General features: G+C 65.1%; 25 protein-coding genes. 19 read left to right on the forward strand and 6 right to left on the reverse strand.

The window, feature by feature from the left end:
* Positions 1-128: 128 nt before the first annotated feature.
* Together QDT69_RS08645 and QDT69_RS08650 are read right to left on the reverse strand one after the other, a co-directional pair.
* Positions 129-1,154, reverse strand: a complete 1,026-nt coding sequence (locus QDT69_RS08645) for a fatty acid desaturase family protein (RefSeq protein WP_279706151.1) — start codon at positions 1,152-1,154, stop codon at positions 129-131.
* Positions 1,151-1,867, reverse strand: a complete 717-nt coding sequence (locus tag QDT69_RS08650) for a TetR/AcrR family transcriptional regulator C-terminal domain-containing protein (RefSeq protein WP_279706152.1) — start codon at positions 1,865-1,867, stop codon at positions 1,151-1,153. The genes QDT69_RS08645 and QDT69_RS08650 overlap by 4 nt, the downstream gene beginning before the upstream one ends.
* Before the next feature lie 339 nt (positions 1,868-2,206).
* On the opposite strand from QDT69_RS08650, the gene rpsF reads away from it, so the two are divergent.
* The 4 genes from rpsF (at position 2,207) to rplI (ending at position 4,670) form a co-directional block, all read left to right on the forward strand.
* A complete protein-coding gene (gene rpsF, locus QDT69_RS08655; RefSeq protein WP_279706200.1) occupies positions 2,207-2,674 on the forward strand; it encodes a 30S ribosomal protein S6 in 468 nt (155 codons plus the stop codon).
* Positions 2,675-2,680: 6 nt separating this feature from the next.
* Positions 2,681-2,920: a 30S ribosomal protein S18 gene (rpsR, locus tag QDT69_RS08660; protein WP_016844287.1), complete on the forward strand. Its 240-nt coding sequence runs from the start codon at positions 2,681-2,683 to the stop codon at positions 2,918-2,920.
* A 127-nt stretch (positions 2,921-3,047) separates the two neighbouring features.
* The gene (locus tag QDT69_RS08665) at positions 3,048-4,016 is read left to right on the forward strand and encodes a DUF2232 domain-containing protein (protein ID WP_279706153.1); all 969 of its coding nucleotides are present in this window, start codon (positions 3,048-3,050) and stop codon (positions 4,014-4,016) included.
* A gap of 51 nt (positions 4,017-4,067) precedes the next feature.
* The gene (gene rplI, locus QDT69_RS08670) at positions 4,068-4,670 is read left to right on the forward strand and encodes a 50S ribosomal protein L9 (RefSeq protein WP_279706155.1); all 603 of its coding nucleotides are present in this window, start codon (positions 4,068-4,070) and stop codon (positions 4,668-4,670) included.
* A 48-nt stretch (positions 4,671-4,718) separates the two neighbouring features.
* Here rplI and QDT69_RS08675 read toward each other — a convergent pair whose 3' ends face one another.
* The 3 genes from QDT69_RS08675 to QDT69_RS08685 all read right to left on the reverse strand — a co-directional run bounded on the left by QDT69_RS08675 (position 4,719) and on the right by QDT69_RS08685 (position 6,856).
* Positions 4,719-5,180, reverse strand: a complete 462-nt coding sequence (locus QDT69_RS08675) for a PaaI family thioesterase (protein WP_279706157.1) — start codon at positions 5,178-5,180, stop codon at positions 4,719-4,721.
* Complete coding sequence (locus tag QDT69_RS08680; RefSeq protein WP_279706159.1) at positions 5,177-5,782, reverse strand: TetR/AcrR family transcriptional regulator; 606 nt, start codon at positions 5,780-5,782, stop codon at positions 5,177-5,179. The genes QDT69_RS08675 and QDT69_RS08680 overlap by 4 nt, the downstream gene beginning before the upstream one ends.
* A 114-nt stretch (positions 5,783-5,896) precedes the next feature.
* Positions 5,897-6,856: a hypothetical protein gene (locus QDT69_RS08685; protein ID WP_279706160.1), complete on the reverse strand. Its 960-nt coding sequence runs from the start codon at positions 6,854-6,856 to the stop codon at positions 5,897-5,899.
* Positions 6,857-7,114: 258 nt separating this feature from the next.
* Here QDT69_RS08685 and QDT69_RS08690 point away from each other — a divergent pair, with 258 nt between their 5' ends.
* A complete protein-coding gene (locus QDT69_RS08690; RefSeq protein WP_279706161.1) occupies positions 7,115-8,368 on the forward strand; it encodes a cyclopropane-fatty-acyl-phospholipid synthase in 1,254 nt (417 codons plus the stop codon).
* Positions 8,369-8,388: 20 nt separating this feature from the next.
* Here the strand turns inward: QDT69_RS08690 and QDT69_RS08695 are convergent, their stop codons facing one another.
* Entirely contained in the window at positions 8,389-8,709 is a 321-nt protein-coding gene (locus QDT69_RS08695) for a hypothetical protein (protein WP_279706162.1), read from the reverse strand.
* Positions 8,710-9,158: 449 nt separating this feature from the next.
* On the opposite strand from QDT69_RS08695, the gene QDT69_RS08700 reads away from it, so the two are divergent.
* The 14 genes from QDT69_RS08700 (at position 9,159) to QDT69_RS08765 (ending at position 22,553) form a co-directional block, all read left to right on the forward strand.
* Entirely contained in the window at positions 9,159-10,661 is a 1,503-nt protein-coding gene (locus tag QDT69_RS08700; protein ID WP_050425454.1) for a replicative DNA helicase, read from the forward strand.
* A gap of 51 nt (positions 10,662-10,712) precedes the next feature.
* On the forward strand, positions 10,713-12,011 hold the full coding sequence (gene alr / locus QDT69_RS08705; protein ID WP_279706163.1) for an alanine racemase: 1,299 nt from the start codon (positions 10,713-10,715) through the stop codon (positions 12,009-12,011).
* Between the two features lie 18 nt (positions 12,012-12,029).
* Positions 12,030-12,800: an exodeoxyribonuclease III gene (xth, locus tag QDT69_RS08710; protein ID WP_279706164.1), complete on the forward strand. Its 771-nt coding sequence runs from the start codon at positions 12,030-12,032 to the stop codon at positions 12,798-12,800.
* Positions 12,801-13,239: 439 nt separating this feature from the next.
* The gene (locus QDT69_RS08715) at positions 13,240-13,830 is read left to right on the forward strand and encodes a hypothetical protein (RefSeq protein WP_279706165.1); all 591 of its coding nucleotides are present in this window, start codon (positions 13,240-13,242) and stop codon (positions 13,828-13,830) included.
* Position 13,831: 1 nt separating this feature from the next.
* On the forward strand, positions 13,832-14,032 hold the full coding sequence (locus QDT69_RS08720; protein WP_279706166.1) for a hypothetical protein: 201 nt from the start codon (positions 13,832-13,834) through the stop codon (positions 14,030-14,032).
* Positions 14,033-14,164: 132 nt separating this feature from the next.
* A complete protein-coding gene (locus tag QDT69_RS08725) occupies positions 14,165-14,890 on the forward strand; it encodes a sulfite exporter TauE/SafE family protein (RefSeq protein WP_279706201.1) in 726 nt (241 codons plus the stop codon).
* Positions 14,891-15,248: 358 nt separating this feature from the next.
* The gene (locus QDT69_RS08730) at positions 15,249-15,536 is read left to right on the forward strand and encodes a hypothetical protein (RefSeq protein WP_279706167.1); all 288 of its coding nucleotides are present in this window, start codon (positions 15,249-15,251) and stop codon (positions 15,534-15,536) included.
* Positions 15,537-15,797: 261 nt separating this feature from the next.
* Positions 15,798-16,406 (forward strand): hypothetical protein, encoded by a 609-nt coding sequence (locus QDT69_RS08735; RefSeq protein ID WP_279706168.1) that lies wholly within the window; start codon positions 15,798-15,800, stop codon positions 16,404-16,406.
* A gap of 119 nt (positions 16,407-16,525) precedes the next feature.
* Positions 16,526-17,197, forward strand: coding sequence for an HAD family phosphatase (locus QDT69_RS08740; RefSeq protein ID WP_279706169.1), 672 nt, complete (start codon positions 16,526-16,528; stop codon positions 17,195-17,197).
* Positions 17,198-17,200: 3 nt separating this feature from the next.
* Entirely contained in the window at positions 17,201-17,686 is a 486-nt protein-coding gene (locus QDT69_RS08745) for a hypothetical protein (protein ID WP_279706170.1), read from the forward strand.
* Positions 17,687-17,774: 88 nt separating this feature from the next.
* Positions 17,775-19,256: a DNA repair protein RadA gene (gene radA, locus QDT69_RS08750; protein ID WP_279706171.1), complete on the forward strand. Its 1,482-nt coding sequence runs from the start codon at positions 17,775-17,777 to the stop codon at positions 19,254-19,256.
* Between the two features lie 186 nt (positions 19,257-19,442).
* Positions 19,443-20,078: a CvpA family protein gene (locus tag QDT69_RS08755; RefSeq protein WP_021079832.1), complete on the forward strand. Its 636-nt coding sequence runs from the start codon at positions 19,443-19,445 to the stop codon at positions 20,076-20,078.
* Positions 20,079-20,142: 64 nt separating this feature from the next.
* A complete protein-coding gene (purF, locus tag QDT69_RS08760; protein ID WP_279706202.1) occupies positions 20,143-21,654 on the forward strand; it encodes an amidophosphoribosyltransferase in 1,512 nt (503 codons plus the stop codon).
* Positions 21,655-21,812: 158 nt separating this feature from the next.
* The gene (locus tag QDT69_RS08765) at positions 21,813-22,553 is read left to right on the forward strand and encodes an SDR family NAD(P)-dependent oxidoreductase (protein WP_279706172.1); all 741 of its coding nucleotides are present in this window, start codon (positions 21,813-21,815) and stop codon (positions 22,551-22,553) included.
* Positions 22,554-22,657 lie beyond the last annotated feature (104 nt).

A 22,657-nucleotide genomic window follows, 5' to 3' on the forward strand; every position in this document is an offset into this window, starting at 1 on the left:
GCGGGTCCGGGCCAATCTCTTGCATCAAGCCGTGCAACCGGCCTCAGACCGGGCCGTAAGACACCGTTGGGGGGCGCGATGTCAAGCCGCGTGGGCGGAACCCCTGGGGATGCCGAACCGGTCCGGCCCTAGAATCCGCCGGCATTCTGGTCGGCGTTAACCTTGGCGCCGGCCCTCGCCCGGCGGGCGCTGTTGACCAATTGCCCCGGGCGATCCTCCTGGGCGGGCCTGGCCGTCGCCAGCCGCAGCACGGCGGCGTAGCCCGGCTGGACCTCCATCCGGTCGGCATAGCGGCTTCCGCAGAGGATGCGGTGGACACGCGGCAGGTTGTAGCAGGGCACGTAGAACAGCAGATGATGCTCGAGGTGATAGTTCACATAGTACGGCGCGATGAACAGCCGCTCGATGACATTGGCCCGCGTGGTGCGGGTGTTGCGCAGGGGATCGGAGCTGTCGGGCACGACCGCATGCTCGGCAATGTTGCGGATGCGCGTGATCACCATCATCCAGGTCAAGAGCGGCACCAGCCATAGCAGCGGATAGGCCCACCACACGCCCGCGGCAGCGAGGCCTGCGAACAGCAGCGCATTGGTGACGCATTGCGGCCCGAGCTTGTGCCAGAAATTGGCGGCGCGCTGCGACAGCGGCCACTCCCTCGGCCCGATCGCGTTGAGCACTTGCGCCTTGCGCTGCTGGTAGCCGGTCTGTCCGGTGATATCGCGGAAGAACTTACGGCGATAGCTCAGCTTGGTGATGGGGAACGGCGCCGACAGCACGAGGTCCGGATCGTCCTCCTGCTGCGTCCGCGCATGGTGCTGCAGATGATAGCGGCGATAGCCGCGGGTCTCCGCGAAGATCGGATAAGCGCAGAACCACTGGCTCAGCGCGAGATTGGTCTTCTCGTCCGCCGAAAGGCAGCCGTGTGCGCCGTCATGCATCAGGATGGCAAGGCCGAGCTGGCGCGAGCCGATGATCGCGACCGCAAGCAGATAGGTCAGCGGATTGGGCCACCACGCCACCAGCGCGATCGCGCCCAGGATCAGCACCCAGGCATGCGCGATCAGGGCTGCGCCCTTCCATGTCGTGCGCTCTCGCACCGCCACCAGTTCGTCCTCGGTGAGGAAATCGCGGGCTCGCATGCGAAGCGCGGTCATGAGCTTTTCTCCCCGTCCGTTGAGGGTGCAGTGTCGCGATCGCCGACCAGGCGCAGCCGCGTCGCATCATTGGTCGAACTCGATGTTGCGGTGGCCTGCTCGCCGAGCGCCCGCAGCAATTCGCGGCACATCTCCTCAGGCGCACGCCCCATCGCAAAACCTTCGACGATCACGCCGATCGCAATCGCCCAGAACCGCCGCGAACTCTCTTCCGGCGCGCGCAGCGAACGCCAGCCGTGCCGCTCGACCTGGCCCGCATAGGCCCGCGCGCCTTCGCTGTGCAGGCGCTCGATGGTGCGCTCGACCAAGGGCGCGAGGTCCTGCCGGCGCCGCGTCAGGGTCAGGGCCTCGGCGAAGAACGCGACCGTGTCGGTCGCGGTCACGGTCTCGGCCAAGGCGTGGGTGTATTCGCGCGGCGTGTGAGCCTTCAGGGCGGCCTGCTCGGTCGCGCGCGCGAGATAGAGCATGTCGCGGCTGGCGGCTTCGACGAACAGCGCTTCCTTGGTGCGGAAGTAATAGGTGATCTGGCTCGGAAAGGCGTCGGCGGCCGCGGCGATATCGGAGATCGAGGTGCCCGAGAGCCCGCGCTCCTTGAACAGGCGGCTCGCGGCATCGAGCAGCAGCGAGCGCATCTTGCGCCCCGCCGACCGTGTCGCGCGGACCGCGTGCTTCGGATCGGGCGCAGACATGCCGCTGGCGGTCTCCGAACCCATCGATCATCCTCCCTGAGATATTTGTATGACATACAAACAAATAAATCAACAGGGAACCGGGCAATGTTGCGCCTGATTGCCTGGAGGGCTACGACCTCCCCTCAAATCCGGACGCCACGAACCCTTGCTTTCGCGGCCAAAATCCGTATAAGCGCGCCATTCGTGGGCTCCGGCCGGGAGCTGAACGGACGGTCTCAGCAAATTCACCCGTTGATTTTGATGTGGCAGGGCCAGTCGGCCCGTCGTCCCGTGCTCCCGCCTTCTGAGCAGCTCGAGTCCTTTCCGAAGGTCTCGAAGGGCTTGTCGCCGGAAACCGCGCCAACACAGGAAAGGACAACCATGCCTCTTTATGAGCATGTTTTTCTCGCGCGTCAGGATGCGAGCACCCAGCAGGTGGATGAACTGACGGCCCAGATGACGGGCATCGTCGAACAGGGCGGCGGCAAGGTCACCAAGACCGAGAGCTGGGGCGTGCGCTCCCTCACCTACCGCATGAACAAGAACCGCAAGGCGCATTTCGTGCTGATGAACATCGACGCTCCGTCGGCTGTCGTCACCGAGATCGAGCGCCAGGAGCGGATCAATGAAGACGTCATCCGTTACCTCACCGTGCGCGTCGAAGAGCACGAGGAAGGCCCGTCCGCGATGATGCGCAAGGCCGACCGTGATCGCGAGCGCGATGACCGTGGTGGTGGCTTCCGTGGCGACCGCGAAGGCGGCTTCCGTGGCGACCGCGAGGGTGGTGGTTTCCGTGGCGACCGTGGTCCGCGCCGTCCGCGCGACGAAGAAGCTGCGACCGAGGAGTAATGAATCATGGCTGATGCTGGTGCCCGCCGTCCGTTTTTCCGTCGTCGCAAGTCCTGCCCGTTCACGGGCGCGAATGCGCCGAAGATCGACTACAAGGATTCCAAGCTACTGATGCGTTACGTCTCCGAGCGCGGCAAGATCGTGCCGAGCCGCATCACGGCCGTGTCCGCCAAGAAGCAGCGTGAGCTCGCCCGCGCCATCAAGCGCGCGCGCTTCCTCGGCCTGCTGCCCTACGTTATCAGGTAATCGTTTCCGGCCGGCGGCATGCGCCGCCGGCCGCTTCTTTCTCATAAGGCTTCCGGGTCGTCCGGTCGCCGATGGTTGGGGTTCTCGAAGCAGAACCCCTAACCGCTCAAAGGGGGCGGGACAGCTGATGATCGCGATACTCATCGTTGCACTTGCAGCCGGCGCCGCGTCGGCGCTGATGTTCGCGTCGCTCACCTCGGGCGCGGCGATCTCGATATTGCTGTTCTATCTCGCACCGCTGCCCGTCATGGTGGCGGCACTCGGCTGGGGACCGCTCGCCGCCGCTATCGGTGGTGTCGGTGCGGCATCCGCGCTCGGCGTGATCTTCGGACTTCCCTACGGCATCGCGTTTGCCATGATGGTCGCCGTGCCCGGCTGGTGGCTCGGCCACCTCGCGCTGCTCGGACGGCCGGTCGAGGGCGCAGCCGGCGACGACGCCACCCAGCAGCCGCCTGCGCTCGAATGGTATCCCGTCGGCCGTATCCTGCTCTGGATCGCGGCCTTTGCCGTGATCACCACGACCGCGACGCTGCTCACGCTCGGCTCGGATAGCGATACCATCACCGGCGCTTTGCGCCGCGGCCTGCTGAAGGTGCTCAGCACCGGCGACGGACAAGGCAGCGGTGAGATCGAACGGCTGGTCGAGATGCTGGTGATCCTCGCGCCGCTGGCCGCAACGATCCTCTCGATGGTCACGCTGACGCTCAATTTGTGGCTGGCCGGCAAGATCACGCAGACCTCCGGGCGGCTCAACCGGCCCTGGCCGGAACTGCGCAGCACCGCGCTGCCCTCCATGACGCTGGTCGCGCTGCTGGTGGCGACGGCGCTCAGCTTCGTTGGCGGCATGCTTGCGCTGCTCGCCCAAATCATCACGACGGCGCTCGTGATCGGCTATGCGCTGGTCGGCTTTGCGGTCCTGCACACGCTGACACTATCGCTCAACAGCCGGGGCTTCTGGCTCGGCGGCATCTACGCCGTGGTCGTCATGTTCGGCTGGCCGATCGTGGCCATCTTCGCGCTCGGCATCGCCGATGCCGTGTTCGGACTGCGCCAGCGCTACTTGCAGACAAGACCGCCGCCATTGCCCGCGGCCTGAGATTCGAACCAACCACTTAAACCCGTACTTTGCATCTAAAGGAGAACGAAAATGGAAGTCATTCTGCTCGAACGCGTCGCCAAGCTTGGCCAGATGGGCGAAGTCGTGCGCGTCAAGGACGGGTTCGCCCGCAATTTCCTGCTGAAGCGCGGCAAGGCGCTGCGCGCCACCGAGGCGAACCGCGCCAAGTATGACGGCATGAAGGCCGAGCTCGAAGCCAACAACATCAAGGCCAAGGGCGAAGCCAGCGTGGTCGCCGAGAAGATCGACGGCCGCGACATCATCATCATCCGCCAGGCCTCCGAGTCCGGCCAGCTGTTCGGCTCGGTCACGGTGCGCGACATCGTCGCTGCGCTCGCCGCCGACGGCGTGACGGTTGCCCGTCCGCAGGTCTGGCTCGACTCGCCGATCAAGGTGATCGGCGCGCGGAAGGTGACGATCGCCGTTCACCCCGAGGTCGAGGCCAGCGTCACCGTGACGGTCGCCCGCTCCGCCGAAGAGGCCGAGCGCATCAAGCGCGGCGAGGACATCTCGACCCGCCAGGAAGACCAGGACGCTGCCGCCGAAGCGCTCGCCGCCGCCGGCGAATTCTTCGATCCGGAAGCCCAGCACGACGACGAAGCAGCACCGGCTCCGGCCGCCGAAGAGAAGTAAGCTTCTCTCCATCGTCCACCCGACCACATGCGACCAAGCCCGGCCCCATCAGGCCGGGCTTTGGATTCGTGCCGCCGCCTGATCGTCGAGCATCGCGATCGACGCCAGTGCTGTCGCGGTGTGCTTCTCCTTGCCGTCGATGATGCAGAACACGTCGGCTGCAACGACGGCGACCTGACGCCCCGGCTTGATCACCCGCGCCCGGCAGATCAGGCGATCGCCCGATGCCGGCGACAGCAGGTTCAGCTTGTACTCGGCGGTCAGTGCCGGCTGGCCGCGCGACGTCGCGGCCGCAATCGTGGTGGCGTTGTCGACCAGAAACGCCGTCACCCCGCCGTGAAACAGGCCGTGCTGCTGCAACAATTCCGGCCGCCGATCGACCGCGAGCGTGCATGTTCCGCGCGACAGCTCGGCCACTTCAGCACCGACAAGACCCATAAAGCCCTGACGGCCGACATTGTCGCGGATGCGCGTTTCGATCGGCGCAAAATCCGGATCGATCTCGTTCATGACGTCCCTCCTGTTCGCTCCGGCGCACCCGGCGCCACCACTGCGCGGATCGCACAGGCGATCAGCGTCTCGGCCTGTTCGCGCGGATCGCCGCCTTGGCGGCCCGACAGATAGGCGCGGCAGAAGATCTGCGCCGGCCCGATGATCTGGCTGAAGAACAGCACTGCGCTCATCGGCAGCAGATCGCCGCGCGCGAGCAGCGGCGCGCGCCAGCGCTCGATGCCGTCAGTGAGCCTGGAATTCTCGGCGCGCTGCGCGCCGCGCACCTCCGCGCTCCACTCGCTGCGTGAAATCTCGAACAGGAAGCGCGCCTCGCGCCTGGAGGTCACGACCCAATCGAGATGAGCGTGGATCAGCCGCGCAACGCCCTCGCCGGCGCCGCAGGTCTCGTCGACCGAAGTGATGATGGCGGCATGATAGGCCTGCAGGATCTCCAGGAACAACGTCCCGGCGAGCTCCTTCTTCGAGGTGAAGAAGTGGAAGAAGCTGCCGTTGGACGCGCGGGCGCGGGAGCGGATCTCGGCCACCGTCGCGCCCTCGAAACCGTCGCGGTCGAACACCGCCAGTCCCGCCGCCAGCAGATCTTCGCGCGCCGTGCTCACTGCGTCTCCTTGACGTATCACTTTGACGTATCACTGGCTAGATCAACACTCTAGAGTGTTGCTCCAGTGGCGGTCAAATGAATACGCCGGACCAAACAGGCCCGGCGTCGGCAGTTACTTCGAGCTTGGCGCTTCCGGCGTACCGGAGCCCGACGTCGTCGGCGGCGGAGGCGGCGGAGGCGAAGGTGCGGCCGCGGTTACCGGCGCGGCGGGCGCCGGAGCGGGAGATGCCGCAGCGGCCGGCTCGGGCGCAGCTGGCGCCGGAGTGACCTGCGGAACCGGGTCGTTACGCACAGCAGAAGGCTCGCTGCTCTTCGGCGCATCGAGCTTGGCTGCGTCGGGCTGGCTCGCAGGCTTCGCCGCCGGCTTCTCGGTCTCGCCCTTGTCTTCCTTGTCTTCGTGCTTCACGGCCGTCTGGGCCTTTGGCTCGCCGCCCGCGGACTCGCCCTTCGGCGCCTCCTCGGACTTTGGCTCCTCGACCGGCTTGCCGCGACGTCCGTGCTTCTGCCGCACCGGCTTGCCTTCGCCGGCGGCTTGTGGGGTCTGGCCGTCGTCCGGCTTGGCTCCCTCCGGCGTCTCGCTCGGGCGCGCCATGCGCTTGCCGCGGTGAGCGGGACGTCCTTCGGGGTTCAAACCATCGGCGTCGGGCTTCGCCGCCTCCGTGGCCCCTTCCTGCGGCACTGCATCCTGGTGATGCCGGCGAGACGGACGCTCGGCCGGCTGGTCCGGAGACTGGTTCGCCTCCTGGCGGCCGTCCCTCGCGCCCTGCTTGGAGCCCCTAGGCTGATCCTTGGCCTGGTAGCGCGGATCGTTGGCGCCGTTCGAAATCAGATAGGACGACAGCACGCCGGCCATGTCGCTCGACGTCGTGTAGTGCTGGCGCAGAAAGCCCGGCAACGAACCGGCCGGCACCGTCTTCAGGAGACCGCGCGGGCTCTTGTGGCAGGCCGTGCAGGTGCTCCCGAAAATCTGGGAGGGGCTCTTGCCGGCCTCGAGGTTTTGCGCGCGCGCCGATCCGGCCGACAGGCCAATCAGAAGCGCCACCGTCGCCAGACTGAGGGCTCGGCTCAACATTCCTTAAGTCTCCAAATTCCGGAAAAATTGCCGCCTGCGCCTCATGGATCGGCCGCGGCGGTCACCTTGTAGCCGATTATCACGCGAATGGAAGCGCGCGCATGACGCATCCACGCAATTGTCACATTTTGGAATATCGGCTTTGACGCCAACGCAGTAGCGGCCTTTAATTCCCTGCCTATGTTGAGGTTGGGGACACATTGGAGTGATCAGCTCCGGTGGTGTCGGTGTGCAGCTTGCCGTTCCGTTGGTGTTTCGATGGACCGATTGTTGCGATATTTCTTGGGGCGCTTCATCCGCCGTGGTTCGATCACGTTCACGACCGCGAGCGGCGCTCAATTCAGCTGTGGTGACGGCACGGGAGTTCCGGTCGCCGTACGCTTCATGTCCAGAGCGGCCGAAGTCCGCATTCTGATCGATCCTGAACTGTACCTCGGCGAAGCCTTCATGGACGGCACGTTCGTGGTGGAGCAAGGCACCATCGCCGACGTGCTGGCCGTCCTGATGGGCCAGGCGGCCATGTTGCCGAACTTCGCCAGGTTGCAGGCCTGGATGCGCTTCCTCGGACGGCGCGCCCAGCAGATCAATGTGCGCGGCCGCTCCAGGAGCAACGTCGCCCGCCATTACGACCTCGACGGCCGCCTCTATTCCCTCTTCCTCGACGCGGACAAGCAATACAGCTGCGCCTATTTCGAGACGCCGGACGCGACGCTGGACGACGCCCAGCTCGCCAAGAAGCGTCATCTCGCCGCAAAACTCCTGATCACGCCCGGCCAGCGCGTTCTCGACATCGGTTCCGGCTGGGGCGGTCTCGGGCTCTATCTCGCCGAGATAAGCGGCGCCGACGTCACCGGCGTCACGCTGTCGACCGAGCAGTTGCAGATATCCAACGCCCGGGCGGCGGAGCGGAACCTGGCGCAATCGGCGCGTTTCCTGATGCAAGATTACCGCGACATCCCCGGCCCGTTCGACCGCATCGTCTCGGTCGGCATGTTCGAGCATGTCGGGGTCGCCTACTACGAAACCTTCTTCAAACGCTGCGCCGAGCTCTTGAGCGATGACGGCGTCATGATGCTGCACTCGATCGGCCGCTCGACCGGTCCCGACGTCACCAGCCCCTGGATCCGGAAATACATCTTCCCCGGCGGGTACATTCCGGCACTCTCGGAGGTCATGCCGGCGATCGAGAAGGCCGGACTGCTGATCTGCGACATGGAGATCCTGCGCCTGCACTACGCGGACACCCTGAAGGCCTGGCGCGACCGCTTCATGGCGCGGCGCGAGGAGGCCGTGCGGCTCTACGACGAGGCCTTTGCCCGGATGTGGGAATTCTACCTGGCGGCCTCGGAAATGTCGTTCCGCGTCCAGAACATGATGAACTTCCAGCTCCAGCTCACCAAGCGCCAGGGCATCGTGCCGATGACCCGCGATTATATCGCGCGCGAGGAAGGCCGGCTGCGGCTCAAGGAAGCCGGCGCCGCAAAGCCCCGGCTGCAACTCGCCGGCGAGTAAATCCGCGACAAATGGTGCTGCTAGTTGCGCAGGCTGAAGGCCGACCCGCAATGGGTGAAGCTTGGGGCCGGACGCGCCAGATGTGCGACGGCGGCGGAAACCAGCCTCCGATCACAGGGAACATTCCGGATCTCCGGACGGGCCGCCTGCTCCATCGCGTCGACCAGCGCCGCCAGCCAGCGGCGGTCCGCACCGCCCGCTCGGCCAAGCCCTGATCGTGCTGTCTGAAACTCTCGAGCCATCGTCACCGTATCTTCCCTGAGCGAGGACAACCCGGAATCCGCCGGGTCGTTCCCGCGAAGCTGCCGCAAAGAAAATGCGGCAGATGTGATCTGCTTCACAGAGGTCCGTTCCGGGCTGTCGTAGTGGTCCGGAATGACCCGAGAAACGCATCAGACGATGTTGGACCCGCAGCGCGACCTCGTGACCGACTACGCCTTGATCGCAACGGGCGTGGCCGCCGCCTTGATCGCGCTGGCTTTCCTCATTCTGGTCTGAGCAGCCGGGGCCACCACCAACCTCGCTGCTGATTGGGCGCTGCAACCGCAAAAAAGGTTCAGGCCGCGCCGAACTTTTGCCGACGCCATCGCAGACCGGGCCATCCTCCGCCCGATTCCGGGCAAACCCCCGTCAAGCGGAATGCATCCGGCGGTCCCGGATTCCCACATCGCGTTGTGTGAATCGTGCATAAGAAACATCCGACCTTTCGCTTCGCGCCGGGCTGGCGCTTGATCGCCGCCCCACAGCCGAAAATCTCAGTAACGACGAAATCAGAAGAATAAGCTCGTCCATGGCCTTGATTGATTCGAACGTCCACAAGCTCGCGCCCGATGCCGCATCCCCGACCTATCGGAGTGCGCCGCACAACATCGAAGCTGAGCAGAGCCTTCTGGGCGCGATCCTGGTCAACAACGACGCGTTCTATCGCGTCTCCGACTTCCTCGAGCCGAAGCACTTCTTCGAGCCGCTGCACCAGACGATCTACGAGACCGCGAGCTCCCTGATCCGGATGGGCAAGGTCGCGACCCCCGTCACCCTGAAGACGTTCCTGCCGGCCGATACCGACATCGGCGGCATGACGATCAGCCAATACCTCGCCCGCCTCGCCGCCGAAGCGACCACCATCATCAACGCGCAGGATTACGGCCGTACCGTTTATGACCTCAGCCTGCGGCGCAACCTGATCCAGATCGGCGAGGACATCGTCAACGTCGCCTACGATGCACCGGTCGACTTCGCCCCGCGCGCACAGATCGAGGACGCCGAACGGCAGCTCTACAGCCTGGCTGAAACCGGCCGCTACGACGGCGGCTTCCAGCGCTTCGCACAAGCGCTGACGATCGCCGTCGACATGGCGGCCAAGGCATTCCAGCGCGACGGCAAGCTGTCCGGCATCTCGACCGGCCTGCGCGACCTCGACGCCCGCATGGGTGGCCTGCAGCCGTCCGACCTCATCATCCTCGCCGGCCGCCCCGGCATGGGCAAAACCTCGCTCGCCACCAACATCGCCTACAACATCGCCAAGGCCTATGAGGGCGAGGTCCAACCGGACGGCACCACAAAGGCGATCCACGGTGGCTCGGTCGGCTTCTTCTCCTGCGAAATGAGCGGCGAACAGCTCGCCACCCGTATTCTCGCCGAACGCACCGGCATCCCCTCGAGCTCGATCCGCCGCGGCGGCATCTCCGAGCTCGACTTCGAGAAGATCCGCGACTGTTCGATTGAGCTGCAATCGCTGCCGTTCTATGTCGACGAAACCGGCGGCCTGTCGATCTCGCAGCTCACCGCGCGCGCCCGCCGCCTCAAGCGGCAGAAGGGCCTCGATTTGATCGTGATCGACTACATCCAGCTGCTGCAGGGCTCGGGCAAGAAGGGCAACGACAACCGCGTGCAGGAAATCACCGAGATCACGACAAACCTGAAGGCGCTGGCGAAGGAATTGAACGTTCCGATCATCGCGCTGTCGCAGCTGTCGCGTCAGGTCGAAAACCGCGACGACAAGCGGCCGCAGCTCTCCGACCTGCGTGAATCCGGTTCGATCGAGCAGGACGCCGACGTCGTGATGTTCGTGTATCGCGAGGAATACTACCTCGCGAACAAGGAACCGCGTCCCGGCACCCCCGAGCACGAGAAGTGGCAGATGGAAATGGGGCTCGCCCACGGCAAGGCCGAAGTCATCATCGGCAAGCAGCGCCACGGCCCGACCGGCACGGTCGATCTGCACTTCGAGGCCAGCGTGACGCGGTTCGGCGACCTCGCGCCCGACGGCCAGGTTCCGGATCGCGCCTATTGATGATCCCGCGGCCCGGTTGAACGCCGCAGGCCCCCCGCGTACAACTGCACCATGAACATCGTGACCGACGCGAAATCGCAGCTGACGCCCGAAGCCAATCTGCTGGCGGCCCATCCGACCGCCACCGGCATCCTGACCGTCGACCTCGACGCCATCATCGCCAACTGGCGCAAGCTCGAGAAGACCGCGGTACCGGCGGAATGCGCCGCCGTGGTCAAGGCCAACGCCTATGGCTGCGGCGCCGAGCAGGTGTCGCGGGCGCTGGCCAAGGCCGGCTGCAAGACCTTCTTCGTCGCCACCGTCGAGGAGGCCGCGGCGGTGCGCGCGGCCGTTCCGCAGGCAACCGTGTATGCGCTCGGCGGCTTCTTCCAGCAGACCGGTGACGCCTACGCCAAGATCGACTGCAAGCCCGTGATCGGCGATCTCAACGAGCTCGCCGAATGGGACGTGTTCTGCCGCCGCTCCGGCTGGTCCGGCGGCGCCGCCATTCATATCGACACCGGCATGAACCGGCTCGGGCTCACCGTGAGCGAGGCGCAGGGCATTATCCCCCGCATCAATGCCGGCGACCACGGCATCACCCTGGTCATGAGCCACCTCGCCTCCGCCGAACTCCTTAACAATCCCGCGAATGCAAAACAGCTTGCGAGCTTCCGCGAGATCGCGAGCCTGTTCACCGGCGTGCCGGCCTCGCTGGCAAATTCCTCCGGCGTGTTCCTCGGCGCCCAATTCCAGTTCGAGATGGTACGGCCCGGCTGCGCGCTCTACGGCGTCAATCCGACGCCGGAGGCCGACAACCCGATGCAGCAGGTGGTCGACCTCAAGGCGCGCATCGTGCAGATCCGCAACATCGATCGCGGCGAGACCGTCGGCTATGGCGGCACGTGGACTGCGCGCCGGCCGACCCGGCTTGCGATCGTCGCGGCCGGCTATGCCGACGGCTATTTCCGCGCCGCCAGCGCCAATGACGGCACCCGCGGTGCCGAGGTCGTGGTCGCCGGCAAGCGTTGCCCAATCGCCGGCCGCGTCTCGATGGACCTGATCGCGGTCGACGTCACCGACCTCGACAAGAATGCCGTCCGGCGCGGCCACATGGTGACGCTGATCGGCGAAGGCATCACGGTCGACGAGGTCGCGCATCATTTCGGCACCATCGGCTACGAGGTGCTGACCAGCCTCGGCCGCCGCTTCGTCCGCATCTACAAGGGCGGCGATGCCGTCGCCGCGAGCGAGGCCGTCGCCGAGAAGAGCGAGGCGGCCGCCACGCCGGCGGCGCCTCCCGCCTTGCCGACGGCAGCGCCCGCTGCACCGCCGCCATTGCCTGCCGAGCCGTCCACGCCGGCCAGCTGACCCGATCGATCGTCGCGCATGAAGATCGCGACCTTCAACATCAACAACGTCAACCGGCGGCTGCCGAACCTGCTGCGCTGGCTGAAATCGGCCAAGCCCGACGTCGTCAGCCTGCAGGAATTGAAAGCAAGCGACGCCGAGTTTCCTTCTGCCGCGATCGAGAAGGCCGGCTACGGCGCGGTGTGGCAGGGACAGAAGACCTGGAACGGCGTCGCCATCCTGGCGCGCAACGCCGAGCCGGTCTTGATCCGCACCGCCCTGCCCGGCGACGCCGGCGATCACGAGGCGCGCTACATCGAGGCCGCGGTGCGCGGCATCGTCGTGACCAGCCTCTATCTGCCGAACGGCAATCCGCAGCCCGGACCGAAATTCGATTACAAGCTGGCCTGGTTCAAGCGGCTGCGCGCGCATGCCGCCAAGCTGCTCAAGCAGGACGTCCCCGTGGTGCTCGCCGGCGACTACAATGTCGCGCCGACGCCGTTCGACATCTATCCGACGAAGTCCTGGGACAAGGATGCACTGATCCAGCCGAAAAGCCGCGCTGCGTTCAAGGCGCTGGTCGACCAGGGCTGGTGCGATGCGATCCGCACGCTGCATCCGGACGATCAGATGTTCACCTTCTGGGACTACAAGCGCCAGCGCTGGCCGCGCGATGCGGGCCTGCGGCTCGATCATCTGCTGCTCAGCCCGCAAGTGGCATCGCGGCTCGCGAAGGCCGGTGTCGACCGCGCCATCCGCGGCGAGGAAGGCGCCAGCGATCACGCACCGGCGTGGGTGGTGTTGAAGTGAGTGGCCCGCTCGCGCGTCAACAACGCCGTCGTCCCTGCGAAAGCAGGGACCCATAACCACAGGGTAGCGTTGTTGAAACACGCTGTGGCCACAGCGTCGCGCAACAATTCGCATTCGGGGTAATGGGTCCCGGCCTTCGCCGGGACGACGCTGAAATTGTTGCACGGTCTGCGAGCCACAGACCGCCGCAGGCGCCCACATAGCAGCCGCTCCAGTCGGCGGTGGTGGCGGCGCCGCCGCCACAGACGACTGAAACGGCGCGGAGCCCTCACTTTGCGCGCTACCCACTGGCGCACCTTACGAACCTCCGGTCCCCAGATGCGATGGTTGCTTGCGGATAAAAGTGGCGGGAAAAGCCAAATTTTCCCCCGAAGGGTCTTCCATTTTTCAATATGGACCCATATTATGATCCATAATTCCATTTTGAAACGTAGACGCTATGACTGATCACCAGCCCGACGCCAGCAAAGCGCTATTCAACATCATCGCTGCCCTAACGCCCTTGTCGTCCGAAGAGCGCCATCGAACTGTTGATGCCGCGATGACCTTTCTCGGCGAAACGTCCTCGGCACCCCGAAAAGGTCCCGACAGTTCAAGCGGGCCCAATCGGCCAGAACAAGCTGAAGATGAGCCGCAAAACGTCAAAGGGGCGACGTTCATCGGAACCTGGATGAAGCAACATCACGTCTCACAGGATGAGCTCGATCAAGCCTTCCACTTCCACGACGACGGATCGTTCGATCTCCACAATGCGCCCGGCAAATCGAAGAAAGAGCAAACTCTCAACACTTACATTTTGACCGGGCTCGGCCAGTACTTGGTCTCAGGTGGCGAGCGGATATTTGATGATGTGCAGGCCCGCGCGTTTTGCGAGCGCATCGGCTGCTACGATCAGGCCAATCACGCTTCGCATCTCAAGAACCGCGGCCCAGAATTCACCGGCGACAAAATGAAGGGCTTCACGCTGACCAACCCGGGCATCAGACGTGGAGCTAGCCTCGTGAAGGAACTGGCCAGCGAGGCGACCTAAAATGCTCGACGACAATGACACGAAGGTTCTTTTTGCGCTAACGGTGATTTGCCTGCTCGTGGCGGCTCCGCTGGCCTTCTTGTCGCACGACCCGCCAACCACGATGCAAACTCGATTTATGGATGCAATCTTGGTCGTGGCGGGTGGCAGCGCGACGGCATTGTTTACAAAGCTTAAGAGCAACGGACGGGGACGCCGCTAATAGCGTAACGACTGAATGCGAAGGCAATCCTTGTTTGCCTCAATTGCTGAGCCGTTCGAATATCGGTCGTTCTCCGCGGTCATCGATCACCAACTCAATGACCTGCTGACCGCCATCTCCCGGAGCGCGCAGGTGGGCTTCCTCTTCGTCCTCATCGTCGGCCTGGTCGCCGGCACCATCTCAGGCATCGTCGGCACCGGCTCGTCGATCATGCTGATGCCGGTGCTGGTCTATCAGTACGGGCCGAAGCAGGCGGTGCCGATCATGGCGGTTGCCGCCGTGATGGCCAACCTGTCGCGCATCCTGGCGTGGTGGCGCGAGGTCGACTGGCGTGCCTGCCTCGCCTATTCGGTCACGGGCATCCCGGCCGCAGCTCTCGGCGCGCGCACCCTGCTCGCACTGCCCTCCCGCGCGGTCGATATCGCGATCGGCGTGTTCCTGATCGCGATGGTGCCGGTGCGGCACTGGCTCGCCAAACACAAACTCAAGGCCAATCTCTGGCACCTGATGATCGGCGGCGCCGTCATCGGCTATCTTACCGGCATCGTGGCTTCGACCGGCCCGCTCAGCGTGCCGCTGTTTCTGTTCTACGGCCTCAACAAGGGCGCGTTCCTCGCCACTGAAGCGGCAAGCTCGCTCGGGCTCTATGTCAGCAAGTCGGTGACGTTCGAACGCTTCGGCGCGCTGACGCCTGATATCGCGCTGAAGGGCCTGATCGCCGGCGCCTCGCTGATGGCCGGCGCCTTCATCGCCAAACGTTTGGTGCTGCAGATGAAGCCGGAATCGTTCCGCCTGATCATGGACGGCATCGTGCTCGCTGCGGGCACGGCGCTGCTGTGGGCGGCGATGGCGGCGTAGGCTCGCGGGCATGTCGTGATTTTACGGGGGTCGACGCGCCTGGACGTTGTACTCCGAAAGAGCCGTGTTGGGCGCCCGGTTCCCGGTGTTATCCGGATTGCCACCATCCGGCGACTGCGTTTATGACAAGCTCATTACTTGCACTCGATCGTTTGCGGACAAGCACTTTGCTCTAGCAGGCATCACGGGATTTATCGACGACCCGGATGCGAATCCCCAGGAGTCAGGCAGCACAAGGTGCGCAATCGCGCGCGCACCTCGACGTCTGATGTCGGCCTGACGGATTCGGGATCGCAAGTCGAAGCATTGGGACTAGCGGGTTGTCGGAAGTCCGGCAGGCGAGAAAGGCAGACGCGCGATGCGCAAGATGATGATCACGACCGCGGCGGCGGTGACGTTCGCTGTTGCTGGCTCTGCGTTGTGGCCGACAGCAAAGCCCGACGTCGAGCACTTCGGAGACAGCGTTTACGAAACGATCTGGGTCTGGCGCATTCCAGCCTACGCGAACAATCCGTCGTGGCGGGTTCGCTGGAGCTGGACCGATCCGCTGCGCGCGCAGGCAAGATGCTGCCGCGCTTTGCCGACGGGCTCGGTGCTGCGCGAGAATCCTACGTTGCTGCTGTCCAGGCGAGACATCCGCGTCTAGAGCATGATCCGGAAAAGTGTGAAGCGGTTTTCCGAAAAGATGATGTCTAAGCAGGAATCCAAAACGCGACATCTCATCGCGCTTTAGACGCGGCGGCCGAGAGCAATATTCGGGTTCCACACGCCGGAGAGCATTTGATTCAAATTCTCGTTTTAGTTGAGCTTACTTTTTATCCTTAACCAGAAACACGATCTTTAATTTACATCTACAAGGTGTGGTTTACCTTGTCTTCGCAAACTCAACGGAGACAGGGATAACAAGATGCGTCAGCTAAGCCTTACCCTGTCGCTGATCTTCTTTCTGGCAGCACAAGGCTTCAGCGTCGCCGCGGACGATACGAAACCCGGCCAATCGGCTGTCGGCGCTGACCGCGTCGCATGTTCCCTACAGCCGAAAGCCGTGGAACCTTCCGATCCGTCGTCGACCTCGGCGATACCTCACGTCGAGAAGTTCATCGCGAAAGAGCATTTCAAGGAAGACATCGCGTCGAGCGCTCCGGTCAAGATCTCCTGGCTGGGCGCGACCTTCGCAAAACGCTTCGCGAACAAGGTCGAGGACGATGCCGGCGGCGCATCGTTGCAATCCTACGTCCTGAGCGCCGCCTCGAGCGACAACGAGATCCTGGCCAAACTGGGTCAGAGCCACGAGAGCCGGTTGGCCGATATCTGGTGCGCGTTGAAGCAGCAGCCCAACGGCAGCGGCGGCTCCCTCGAGATCAGCTCGAAGCCGAATGTGTTTTACGTCCGCGATATCGCCGGAGAGCTTGGCGCCGTCGACGTGCTCTGGGGCGGCGTCGGGTGGGAGATCGGCGCAAGCCCGGTGAGCGACAAGCCGCGGTGGCCGGCCGGAACGCGGGTCTTCTCCCGCTGATTCCCCACGGTGCCGCTTTAAGGCAACGCGCGGCGCTGAGATAGTCTGCAACAGAAAGTGTCGCGCGCATGGTGGCCCGGTTCTGCTAGGACGGCGGCGTCTGCTTGGGGGCTACGAGCGTGGGCGCATTGATCTTCGACTTCGACGGCGTGATCGCCGACAGCGAGGCCATCGCCAACACCGTGCTGGCGAAGACCGTCAGTGATCTCGGACATCCGACCACGCTCGATCAGGCACTCAGCCGCTATTCCGGCAAACGCTGGGTCGACGTTATCGCCGAGATAGAGGCCGCGATCGGAAGACCGGTGCCGACCGATTTCCTGGGCGCGTTCAACCGCGCCACGCTGGACCGGCTGCGCAGCGACCTCAAGGAGGTCAGCGGCGCCACCGACTTCATTCGGAAATTCTCCGCCATCCCGCGATGCATCGCCTCGTCCAGTTCGATGGAGCGCCTGCAATTGTGCCTCTCGGTCCTCGGACTGGAAGCGGAATTCGACGGCCGCGTCTTCAGCGCCGACATGGTCGCGCGCGGCAAGCCGCATCCGGATATCTTCCTGCTTGCCGCCGAGAAGCTCGGCGCAAAACCCGGCGAGTGCCTCGTCATCGAGGACAGCGCCGGCGGCATCAAGGGAGCGGTGGCGGCCGGCATGACCGCAATCGGCCTGTGCGCCGCGAGCCGTATCCGCGACGGGCACGACGAAGTCCTGCGCAATGCAGGCGCGGTACATCTGGCGAATTCGTGGCGCGAAGTGGAGCAGATCGCCCGGCAATTCTTCCAGACGCAGGGCTGAAACATGAAATCCTTCGAACTGTCGCTGTTCGCCGACTACTTCCAGTTCTACATCCAGGATGAACCCGCAGCCGGCGATCTTTCCGAGGCGTGGACAGAGGACGCCTTCGACCGGCTGCTCGCGATCGCGCCGGGGACGGTCGGGATCGGAACTGTGCGGAACATGGATGTCCCGGTCGCGGTGCATCTTCTGGAGCGCGAGCCGGACGATGATTCCGCGGACTGGGATCACGTGGTCGAAGCCAGCCTCGACGTCGCGTCGGGACGCATCGTGATCGCCGGCTGCACCGATTACTTCCCTGACGCCATGCGTATTGAGACCCCGCCCGGGTGCTATCGGGTGCGCGTGTCCTACGGCGCGCTCGACACGCTGTCGGAAGACGGCCTTGACGGCGACGACCATTACAGGCTGCAGCTATGGCCGGCCGCCGCGATCGCGGTTCGCGTCCTGAAGCAACGATCGGCATCGGGGCCTCGGAACCGACTCTGATCGAACATGGCTGAGCACGACGACGCCCCCCGGCGTTCCCATCTCCTGATCCGTGCTATGGAGGGGATACGGAATCGAGCTCTCCCCCATGGCCAAATCCACCCTCTCCTTCGTCTGCCAGAACTGCGGCGCGGCGTATAATCGCTGGCAGGGCAAATGCGACTCCTGCGGCGAGTGGAACACGCTGGCCGAGGAAGACACCACGGGCTCGGTGCCGGTCTCGATCCGCAGCAAGCGCAAGGGGCGGACGTTCGCGCTGGAATCGCTGTCCGGCAAGACCCAGGACGCTCCGCGGCTGTCATCCGGCATGACCGAACTCGACCGCGTCACCGGCGGCGGCTTCGTGCGCGGCTCGGTGCTGCTGGTCGGCGGCGATCCCGGCATCGGAAAATCCACGCTGCTGACCCAGGCCACCTCCATGATGGCGCGCGCCGGCCACCGCGCGGTCTATATCTCCGGCGAAGAGGCGGTCGCGCAGGTGCGGCTGCGCGCCGAACGGCTCGGGCTCGCCGACGCCCCGGTGCAGCTCGCGTCCGAGACATCGGTCGAGGACATCGTCTCGACGCTGTCGGAAGGCGCGGTGCCGCGGCTGATCGTGATCGATTCGATCCAGACCATGTGGACCGACACCGTGGAATCCGCGCCGGGCACCGTGACCCAGGTCCGCGCCTCGGCACAGGCGCTGATTCGCTTCGCCAAGAAGACCGGCGCCGCGATCATCCTGGTCGGCCATGTCACCAAGGACGGCCAGATCGCCGGTCCCCGCGTGGTCGAGCACATGGTCGATGCGGTGCTGTCGTTCGAGGGCGAGGGTTCGCAGCAGTTCCGCATCCTGCGCTCGGTGAAGAACCGTTTTGGCGCGACCGACGAGATCGGCGTGTTCGAGATGACCGGGCTCGGTTTGCGCGAGGTCACCAACCCCTCGGAATTGTTCCTCTCCGAGCGCGAGCTCGGCAGCCCCGGCACCGCCGTGTTCGCCGGCATCGAGGGCACCCGCCCGGTGCTGGTCGAGTTGCAGGCGCTGGTGGCGCCGACCTCGCTCGGCACGCCGCGGCGCGCCGTGGTCGGCTGGGACCCGAGCCGGCTGTCGATGGTGCTGGCGGTGCTGGAAGCGCATTGCGGCGTCAAATTGTCCGGACATGACGTCTATCTCAATGTCGCCGGCGGCCTGCGCATCCAGGAGCCGGCCGCGGACCTCGCCGCTGCCGCCGCGCTGGTCTCCTCGCTGGTCAATGCGCCGTTGCCGACGGATGCGGTCTATTTCGGCGAGATTTCGCTGTCGGGTGCGATCCGGCCCGTCGCGCAGACCCCGGCCCGGCTCAAGGAGGCCCTCAAGCTCGGCTTCGGCCGCGCCATTCTGCCCGAATCGGCCCGCGGCGACGGCGGCGGCGATGCCGGGCTTACCCTCAACAGCGTCGGCAATCTGACCACGCTGGTCGCGGAAATTGCGGCACGCGGGACGCCCAGGGGCGGCCGGCGCGAGCCGGGCGGCGACCAAAGCCGCTCCCGGGGCACTGATGCGGCTGAGAAAAATGCCACACCGGCCCGATTCCGTCGTGAGACGAGCTAAAGCGGGCGTGACGTCACAGCCCCTCGCCGCTATACATCCGCCGCGCGGGACAGGTGGCGCTCCGGTCTTGCCGGATGCCCCCGATGCGCCTCAGTTTGGACGGCACCGAGACGCCGATTCGCGAGAGCCTTAACAGCGTAAGCCCTTAACAGCGTACCGAAACGTACCAGCGGACCTGACCAGCCGATGCCCATAACGATCCTCGATCTCGTCCTGCTCGGCGTGATGCTGATTTCGGGCCTGCTTGCCATGGTGCGCGGCTTCATGCGCGAAATCCTGTCGATCGCGGCCTGGGGCGCCGCCGCGCTGGTCACGCTGTATGCTTTCTCCAAGCTGCTGCCGACCGCCAAGACTTACTTCAATAATGACACGGTCGCGGCCGTGGTCGTGGTGGCCGGCGTCTTCATCGGCACCCTGATCGTGGTCTCGATCATCACGGTGCGGATCTCGGACATGATCCTGGATTCCCGGATCGGCGCGCTCGACCGCACCCTCGGCTTCCTGTTCGGCCTCGCCCGCGGCCTGCTGATCGTGGTCGTGGCGTTCATGTTCTTCACCTGGCTGGTTCCCGACAAGCAGCGGCCCGACTGGGTGACCGGCGCGAAGTCCCGGGTGGTGCTGCAGGGAACCGGGGATTGGCTGATGTCGCTCTTGCCTGACGACCCCGAGAACACCATCTTAAAGAAGTTCAAGAAGAATAAGCCAGACGACGATTCTGCGGCCGATACCAACGATCAGGCGACGCCGGCGTCGGGTGATGGCTATAGCAAACCTGCGCGTGACAGCTTGAAAAAGCTGATCGAGAAACCCGCGGGCCGATAACTTATTTGGGCCCTTACGAGAGGCGATGAACGAGATGCAAACCCCTTCCGATCACGCCGACCAGATGGATCTCGACCTCGGCCCGACGGAATTGCAGGAACATCTCCGGGAAGACGATCTCCGGTACCACCCCGACCTAGATGGCGACACGCTCCGCGAGGAATGCGGCGTGTTCGGTGTCTTCGGCCACGCCGAGGCCGCCGCGATCACCGCGCTCGGCCTGCACGCTTTGCAACACCGCGGCCAGGAAGCCGCCGGCATCGTCTCCTTCGACGGCGGGCGCTTTCACAGTGAACGCCGCCTCGGCCTGGTCGGCGACGCCTTCTCCCGCCGCGAGGTGATCGAGCGCCTGCCCGGCAACGCCGCGGTCGGCCATGTCCGCTACTCCACGACCGGCGGCACCATCCTGCGCAACGTGCAGCCGCTGTTCGCCGAGCTCAGCGCCGGCGGCTTTGCGGTCGGCCACAACGGCAACCTGACCAACGGCCTCACCCTGCGCCGCGAGCTGGTCAAGGGCGGCGCCATGATGCAGTCGACCACCGACACCGAGGTCATCCTGCATCTCGTCGCGCAGTCGAAGCGCACCCGTTTCATCGACCGTTTCATCGAGGCGCTGCGCACCATCGAGGGCGCCTATGCGCTGGTCGCGCTGACCAACAAGAAGCTGGTCGGCGCGCGCGACCCGCTCGGCATCCGCCCGCTGGTGCTCGGCGATCTCGACGGCCGTCCGATCCTGACCTCGGAGACCTGCGCGCTCGACATGATCGGCGCCAAATATGTCCGCGACATCGAGCCCGGCGAGATCATCGTGTTCGACGAGCGAGGCGCGCACAGCCACAAGCCGTTCCCGCCGAAGCCCGCCCGGCCCTGCATCTTCGAGTACATCTATTTCGCCCGGCCGGATTCGATCGTCGGCGGCCGCTCGGTGTACGACGTGCGCAAGGCGTTCGGCGCCCAGCTCGCGCGCGAGAGCCATCCCGAGGTCGACGTCGTGGTGCCGGTGCCGGATTCCGGCGTGCCCGCCGCGGTCGGCTACAGCCAGTATTCCGGCGTGCCGTTCGAGCTCGGCATTATCAGAAACCACTATGTCGGCCGCACGTTCATCCAGCCGACCCAGACCGTGCGCGAGCTCGGCGTACGCATGAAGCACTCGGCCAACCGCGCCGCGATCGAGGGCAAGCGGATCATCCTGATCGATGACTCGCTGGTGCGCGGCACCACCTCGAAGAAGATCGTGCGCATGATGCGCGACGCCGGCGCCCGCGAGGTGCATTTCCGCCTCGCCTCGCCGCCGATCCTCTATCCCGACTATTACGGCATCGACCTGCCCGATCGCGGTGGCCTGCTGGCAGCGACCCATTCGCTCGAGGAGATGCGCGACATCATCGGCGCCGACTCGCTCGCCTTCCTGTCGATCGACGGCATGTACCGCGCGATGGGCTATGAGGGACGCGATCCCGCCAGCCCGAAATTCGCCGACCACTGCTTCACCGGCGCCTATCCGACCCACCTCACCGACCAGAGCGAAACCGAGCCCTCGCCGCGCCAGCTCTCGCTGCTGGCGGAGGCGAGCTGACGCCAACACCGCTGTCGTCCCTGCGAAAGCAGGGACCCATAACCACCGGCCCGCATGGCTGGTGACAGTGTTAGACACGACCACTTTCTTCCATTATCGCCGTCACGGCGTATGGGTCCCTGCTTTCGCAGGGACGACGATTTGTTAGAGTCCCCTCCATGACAAAACCCCTCGCCTCCCGGATTGCCCTCGTGACCGGCGCCTCGCGCGGCATCGGCTACGCGACATCAGTTGCGCTGGCCAAAGCCGGCGCGCATGTCGTCGCGGTGGCGCGCACGCAGGGCGGGCTGGAAGAGCTCGACGACGAGATCCGCAAGCACGGCGGCAGCGCCACGCTGGTGCCGCTCTCGCTCACCGATTACGACGGCATCGCGCGGCTCGGGCTCGCGCTGCATGAGCGCCACGGCAAGCTCGACATCCTCGTCGGCAATGCCGGCACCGCCGGCCCTTCGTCGCCGCTCGGCCATATCGAGCTGAAGCCGTGGAACGACGTGATGGCGATCAACGTCACCGCGAACTTCCAGCTGATCCGCTGCATGGACCCGCTGCTGCGCCAGTCCGACGCCGGCCGCGCGGTGTTCGTGACCTCAGGCGTGGCGCACAAGGCCAGCGCCTATCTCGGCCCCTATGCGGCCTCGAAGGCCGCGCTGGACGCACTGGTGCGCTCCTGGGCCAACGAGACCGCCAACACGCCGCTGCGCGTCAACCTGTTCAGCCCCGGCCCGATCCGCACCCGGATGCGCGCGCAGGTGTTTCCCGGCGAAGACCCGATGACGCTGGATACGCCCGACATGGCCGCCGAATTCATCGTGCCGATGTGCGCGCCCGAGTGGACCGAAACCGGCAAGCTCTACGACTACAAGGCGCGCACGCTGCGGACGTTTCAGCCGCCGGCGTAAAGGGGCACAGCCGGGCCACGCTTTCGATTGTCATCACCCGCGCATGCGAGGGCTTTGCGAAAGTCGCCCGATCCACTGGGCAGACGCTAGCCGGTTAGGTGGGC

It is taken from the genome of Bradyrhizobium sp. CER78 (assembly GCF_029846235.1).
Classification (GTDB): Bacteria; Pseudomonadota; Alphaproteobacteria; order Rhizobiales; family Xanthobacteraceae; genus Bradyrhizobium.

Coding starts and splice junctions, on each gene's coding strand:
- QDT69_RS08645 (WP_279706151.1), bottom strand. CDS start 1,154: ATGACCGCGCTTCGCATGCGAGCCCGCGATTTCCTCACCGAGGACGAA.
- QDT69_RS08650 (WP_279706152.1), bottom strand. CDS start 1,867: ATGGGTTCGGAGACCGCCAGCGGCATGTCTGCGCCCGATCCGAAGCAC.
- rpsF (WP_279706200.1), top strand. CDS start 2,207: ATGCCTCTTTATGAGCATGTTTTTCTCGCGCGTCAGGATGCGAGCACC.
- rpsR (WP_016844287.1), top strand. CDS start 2,681: ATGGCTGATGCTGGTGCCCGCCGTCCGTTTTTCCGTCGTCGCAAGTCC.
- QDT69_RS08665 (WP_279706153.1), top strand. CDS start 3,048: ATGATCGCGATACTCATCGTTGCACTTGCAGCCGGCGCCGCGTCGGCG.
- rplI (WP_279706155.1), top strand. CDS start 4,068: ATGGAAGTCATTCTGCTCGAACGCGTCGCCAAGCTTGGCCAGATGGGC.
- QDT69_RS08675 (WP_279706157.1), bottom strand. CDS start 5,180: ATGAACGAGATCGATCCGGATTTTGCGCCGATCGAAACGCGCATCCGC.
- QDT69_RS08685 (WP_279706160.1), bottom strand. CDS start 6,856: ATGTTGAGCCGAGCCCTCAGTCTGGCGACGGTGGCGCTTCTGATTGGC.
- QDT69_RS08690 (WP_279706161.1), top strand. CDS start 7,115: ATGGACCGATTGTTGCGATATTTCTTGGGGCGCTTCATCCGCCGTGGT.
- QDT69_RS08700 (WP_050425454.1), top strand. CDS start 9,159: ATGGCCTTGATTGATTCGAACGTCCACAAGCTCGCGCCCGATGCCGCA.
- alr (WP_279706163.1), top strand. CDS start 10,713: ATGAACATCGTGACCGACGCGAAATCGCAGCTGACGCCCGAAGCCAAT.
- xth (WP_279706164.1), top strand. CDS start 12,030: ATGAAGATCGCGACCTTCAACATCAACAACGTCAACCGGCGGCTGCCG.
- QDT69_RS08715 (WP_279706165.1), top strand. CDS start 13,240: ATGACTGATCACCAGCCCGACGCCAGCAAAGCGCTATTCAACATCATC.
- QDT69_RS08720 (WP_279706166.1), top strand. CDS start 13,832: ATGCTCGACGACAATGACACGAAGGTTCTTTTTGCGCTAACGGTGATT.
- QDT69_RS08730 (WP_279706167.1), top strand. CDS start 15,249: ATGCGCAAGATGATGATCACGACCGCGGCGGCGGTGACGTTCGCTGTT.
- QDT69_RS08735 (WP_279706168.1), top strand. CDS start 15,798: ATGCGTCAGCTAAGCCTTACCCTGTCGCTGATCTTCTTTCTGGCAGCA.
- QDT69_RS08745 (WP_279706170.1), top strand. CDS start 17,201: ATGAAATCCTTCGAACTGTCGCTGTTCGCCGACTACTTCCAGTTCTAC.
- radA (WP_279706171.1), top strand. CDS start 17,775: ATGGCCAAATCCACCCTCTCCTTCGTCTGCCAGAACTGCGGCGCGGCG.
- QDT69_RS08755 (WP_021079832.1), top strand. CDS start 19,443: ATGCCCATAACGATCCTCGATCTCGTCCTGCTCGGCGTGATGCTGATT.
- purF (WP_279706202.1), top strand. CDS start 20,143: ATGGATCTCGACCTCGGCCCGACGGAATTGCAGGAACATCTCCGGGAA.
- QDT69_RS08765 (WP_279706172.1), top strand. CDS start 21,813: ATGACAAAACCCCTCGCCTCCCGGATTGCCCTCGTGACCGGCGCCTCG.